Source organism: Hungatella sp. (assembly GCF_046966825.1).
Genome location: NZ_JBKVCZ010000246.1, coordinates 1 through 4,036, shown reverse-complemented (window position 1 = coordinate 4,036; position 4,036 = coordinate 1). Strand labels below are relative to the sequence as shown.

3 protein-coding genes are annotated in these 4,036 nt (G+C 55.3%); all 3 read right to left on the bottom strand.

Annotated features, from left to right (window positions below):
* The coding region (locus ACLTD4_RS33185; protein WP_412331944.1) for a beta-N-acetylhexosaminidase at positions 1 to 907 on the bottom strand (907 nt) is incomplete at its 3' end.
* A 13-nt stretch (positions 908 to 920) separates the two neighbouring features.
* Positions 921 to 2,402, bottom strand: a complete 1,482-nt coding sequence (locus tag ACLTD4_RS33180) for a sulfatase (protein ID WP_117622599.1) — start codon at positions 2,400 to 2,402, stop codon at positions 921 to 923.
* 3 nt (positions 2,403 to 2,405) lie between these two features.
* Positions 2,406 to 4,036: alpha-mannosidase (locus ACLTD4_RS33175; protein WP_412331943.1), on the bottom strand; the 1,631-nt coding region annotated here is incomplete at its 5' end.

The following is a 4,036-nucleotide window of genomic DNA, read 5'->3' as shown; positions in this document are numbered from 1 at the left end:
CTCCCAGCCTCTCCTTCAGACCGCTGCTCCTTCCTTTTCCCAGATCAAAGGTCTCATCGGCACAGATATTGAACTGGCCGGAAGAGAACAGGGCCGCGAATTCTCTGATCTTTCCCTTGATGAACTCCAGGCTTTCCGGCGACGACACGTTGATCGTATGGTGGTGCATCCGCCCCCTCAGCGAGAATGGCATGGATTCTGAGCCTTCCAGCTCACACAGATGGCTGTAATGCTTCGAGCCCAGGATTTTGTACAGGTGCCCGAAGGTGGACAGGGAAGGAACCAGCTCGATCCCGCGGTCGAGACAGTACCGGTCCAGCTCCAGAATATCTTCTGCAGTCAGCGGCGTGTCATCCCTCCATATTTCGCTGAAATCACGAAACAGGAATGTGTGCTCGATATAGAGCTGCATCTGGTTCAGCTTATAACGCGCCATCCGGTCGGCCAGCTTTTTCAGCCAGTCAAGCTTAGGCACTCTTCCCCTTGTGACATCGTGGTAAAAGCCGCGGTTCCTAATGTCCGGCCTGTCGTGAATACTCATTGCCGGAAGTACGGCCCCCTGCTGCCCTGCCATCTGCAGAATCGTCTGCATTCCATGCCACAGCCCTTTCTCACCGCCGGTGAGAATGATCCCCTCCGGCCGGATTTCCAGAGTATATCCCTGGCCCAGTACATCCTCCGAACCCAGCGCCTCCTCCCGGCGCAGAATAATATCTCCATCTCTTCCTTTTCCCCTGGTCAGAGCTGGCCGATAACCGGTCTCTTCCTCCAGCGCATCTAAAAAGAGCATTGCCTGCTTTGTCAGAAGCGGTCCGCAGGACTCATCCAGCACCAGATAGCTTCCATAGCCTATCGTAAACTCTCCATCTCTTCTTTCAGCCTTTTTCGGCTGCGGTATTAAAATCATCGGTTCTCTCCTCTTATTCCTGTCCCTCAAACTCTTCCCTGTACTGTTCCTTAAGAAGCGGGATCCCGTACGCTCTCCCCGTCTCCTCCAGCCGCTTTTCATACGCTTCCAGGCGGCCTCTGCAGTGCTCCGGCCCGCCTTCCCGCATCACAGTCCACATGGGATCACGGTCTGAATCTGACTGCTTCATCATCCGCTCCGTCCAGTCTAAAAGCAGCCGTGCTCCGCGGCCGCAAAGCTCCGGACGCTCATCCGCCAGATTATGCAGCTGATGGGGATCGCAGTCCAGATCAAACACCATTTCCTCCGGCAGGAGATGGTACCCTCCATGGATGGTGCGGATATAGATATAATGGTCAAACCGGACGCTTCGCTGGCAAACGTGGGCGCACTGGGTCAGCACCGCCGCGGTTCTCCCGCACTCTTTTCCGCCCAACAGCGGTTCCTTGAAGGAGACGCCGTCGTACCGGTAGTCCCCAAAGGTCTCCGTGCCTAAAAGCGCCTTCACCGTAGGGAGCAGATCCGTATTGTCATAAAAGCCCTTGATGCGGCGTCCGCCTTCGGTCCCCGGCCATCTGATAATTAACGGAATATGGCATACCGGCTCGTCGGCCATGCCGTGTTCTCCATAGACCCCGAATTCTCCCAAATCCTCTCCGTGGTCTGCGGTAATGATAATCGCCAGATCGTCTCCGTAAAGCCCGTGCTCCTTAAGCCACGCCACGATCAGCCCAATATTGTCATCGGTGAACCGCACACTGTCATCATAGAGGTCGATAAAATGCTTCGCATCGCCCCTTGTCTTCAAGCTTCCGGGCTGCTTCGGCCAACGGCTGAAGGTCTCGTCATTCCACATATTGATTTCATTGGCGCCGTGAGGGCCGATGTGCCGCAGATGTTCCTCAAAAATTTCATCCGTAACCCAGTCGTCCGGCAGAGGCTCATCCTGAAATCGGCTCTTCACCCCCTCCGGGGTGCGGTACGGCGTATGCGGGTCCCAGTAATGGACGTGAAGAAACCAGTCCTCCATCTCCCGGTTCCTTTCTAACCAATTAAGGACTGCCGGTGTGACCATGTCCGCCGACTCCCCGCCCCGGAGTCCCGGATTATAATACTCATCCAGGCCGGAGAGAAACCACCAGGCCGAGTGGCGCTCCGCAAAGCTGGAAAATGAGACTGTGTGGAGTCCGGCCCTCTTAAACTGCATGAAAAGCCCATTCTCCGACACCAGATCCGTAAAGCTCCGCGATTCGCCCTGAAGCCGTAAATCCGCCGCCGTACCGCCGTGTCCCACAATGCCGTTATGTATTCCGTAAAGCCCGGTCACCATCGACGCTCTGGAGGGAAGGCAGGGGGCATTGGGACAGTAGTACCGGTCAAAGCACACACCATCTTTCGCAATCCCATCCATAACAGGCGTAGTATCCCGCCCATAGCCATAGCAGCCCATATGATCGGCCCTGAGTGTATCAATGTCAAACAGAATTACTTTCATCGCTTAAAACACCACCTTATACGTCTTAATCTCATACGGCTTAATGACAAAGGAAAAGCCATCCTGGTCAATCATAAGGCCGCCTGCCTCGTCAACGGGTTCCTCCAGCAGGTTGCATTCCGTCACTGTCACCGGGGCACAGGAAAGACTCACTTTCGCGTTTACCCTTTTATTCCGGCTCTCGTAGAGACGCAGGATGATACCGTTTCCGTCCTCGCTCCTCTTCACGGTCTCCAGAACCACGGAATCCCCCTTTACGCCTGCAAATCCATAGGATTCTCCGGGCATTCCGCCGTTTACCGCCGAAAGCGGCTGGTTTAAATCCGCAGCTTCCTTCTGGGTATCCGCCTCCCTCCACGTTCCCTGATGAGGATACAGCGAATACGTAAATACGTGCTCCTCGTTGTCCGTGTCAGGATTCGGTTCGATACCCGATTTGATCAGCGTCAGCTCTATACAGCCCTCACGGACAGAATGACCGTACTTGCAGTCATTTAACAGACTGACCCCATATCCGCTCTCCGATACGTCCATCCACTTATGGCCACAGCTCTCAAAACGGGCTCTGTCCCAGCTCGTATTGGTATGGGTCTTTCGCACCACGTTGCCGAACTGGATGTCAAACGCCGCCTCGTCCGTATGGACATCCACCGGGAAGCCTGCCTTTAACAGGTACTGGTGCTCCTTCCAGTCCACCCAGGTGTTAAAATCAATTCTGGGGCTGTGGGCATAGAACCGGATATCCTGTGTCATGCGGGAATGCATGAAGCTTCGGTTCACTGTGATCTGCAGACACAGCGGCCCCTCTGACGTAACCGCAATCGACGCCGGCTCATCCAAATCCCAGTATTTCTCCGTATAGAACACATCGATATCCCAGTTATCATAATAAATCGGCTTATCCTCGTAGATCCTCAGACGGTTCCCCGCCTCGCCCGCCTTCCATACCTGACGGTTCTCCGAAAGGTCAAGAAGGCTCGTAAAGCTTCCATCCGCCGCCATATCTACTTTTGCAAACGGCGTAGTAATCACGAAGCCATCCGCGGTTTTTAAGACGGAAAACGGCGTATCTCCGCCGCTCTCTGCAGCGCTGTTTTCTACGACGCCCCCGGCCGCCTCAGTGTCCCCGGCCGCCTCACCAGCCGTACCGCCATCCGCTTCCCGCACCGCGCCATACACGGAGTATCCCTTGGAGGGAATCTCCCCCGTCAGGGAATACCGCAGGCCGCCGATCTCCTGGCTGGGAAGCGCCTCCCCTTTATCTGTCAAGGATGTCACCCCATCCGGAAGAACCGTCAGGCTCCTGCGTGTAAATCCCAGCGTATTGAATACGGTCACGCCGTCTCCTGCACCCGCCACGGCTTCCTTCCGCTCTTTGAGCAGACGGCCGCCTTCCTCCGCAACCTGCTCATACTCACGCTTTGTCACCTCATAGACTTCCTTAATTGATGATCCCGGGAGAATATCGTGGAACTGGTTTAGAAGCACCATTTTCCACAGCCGCTCCAAGTCCTCCGCCGGATAGGCCAGCCCCCTTTTCTCTGCCAGCACGGACAACAGCTCTAAGTCCATGAGAAGCAGCTCGCTTTTTCTGTTTGACCGCTTATTCCTGGCCATGGACGTATACGTTCCCC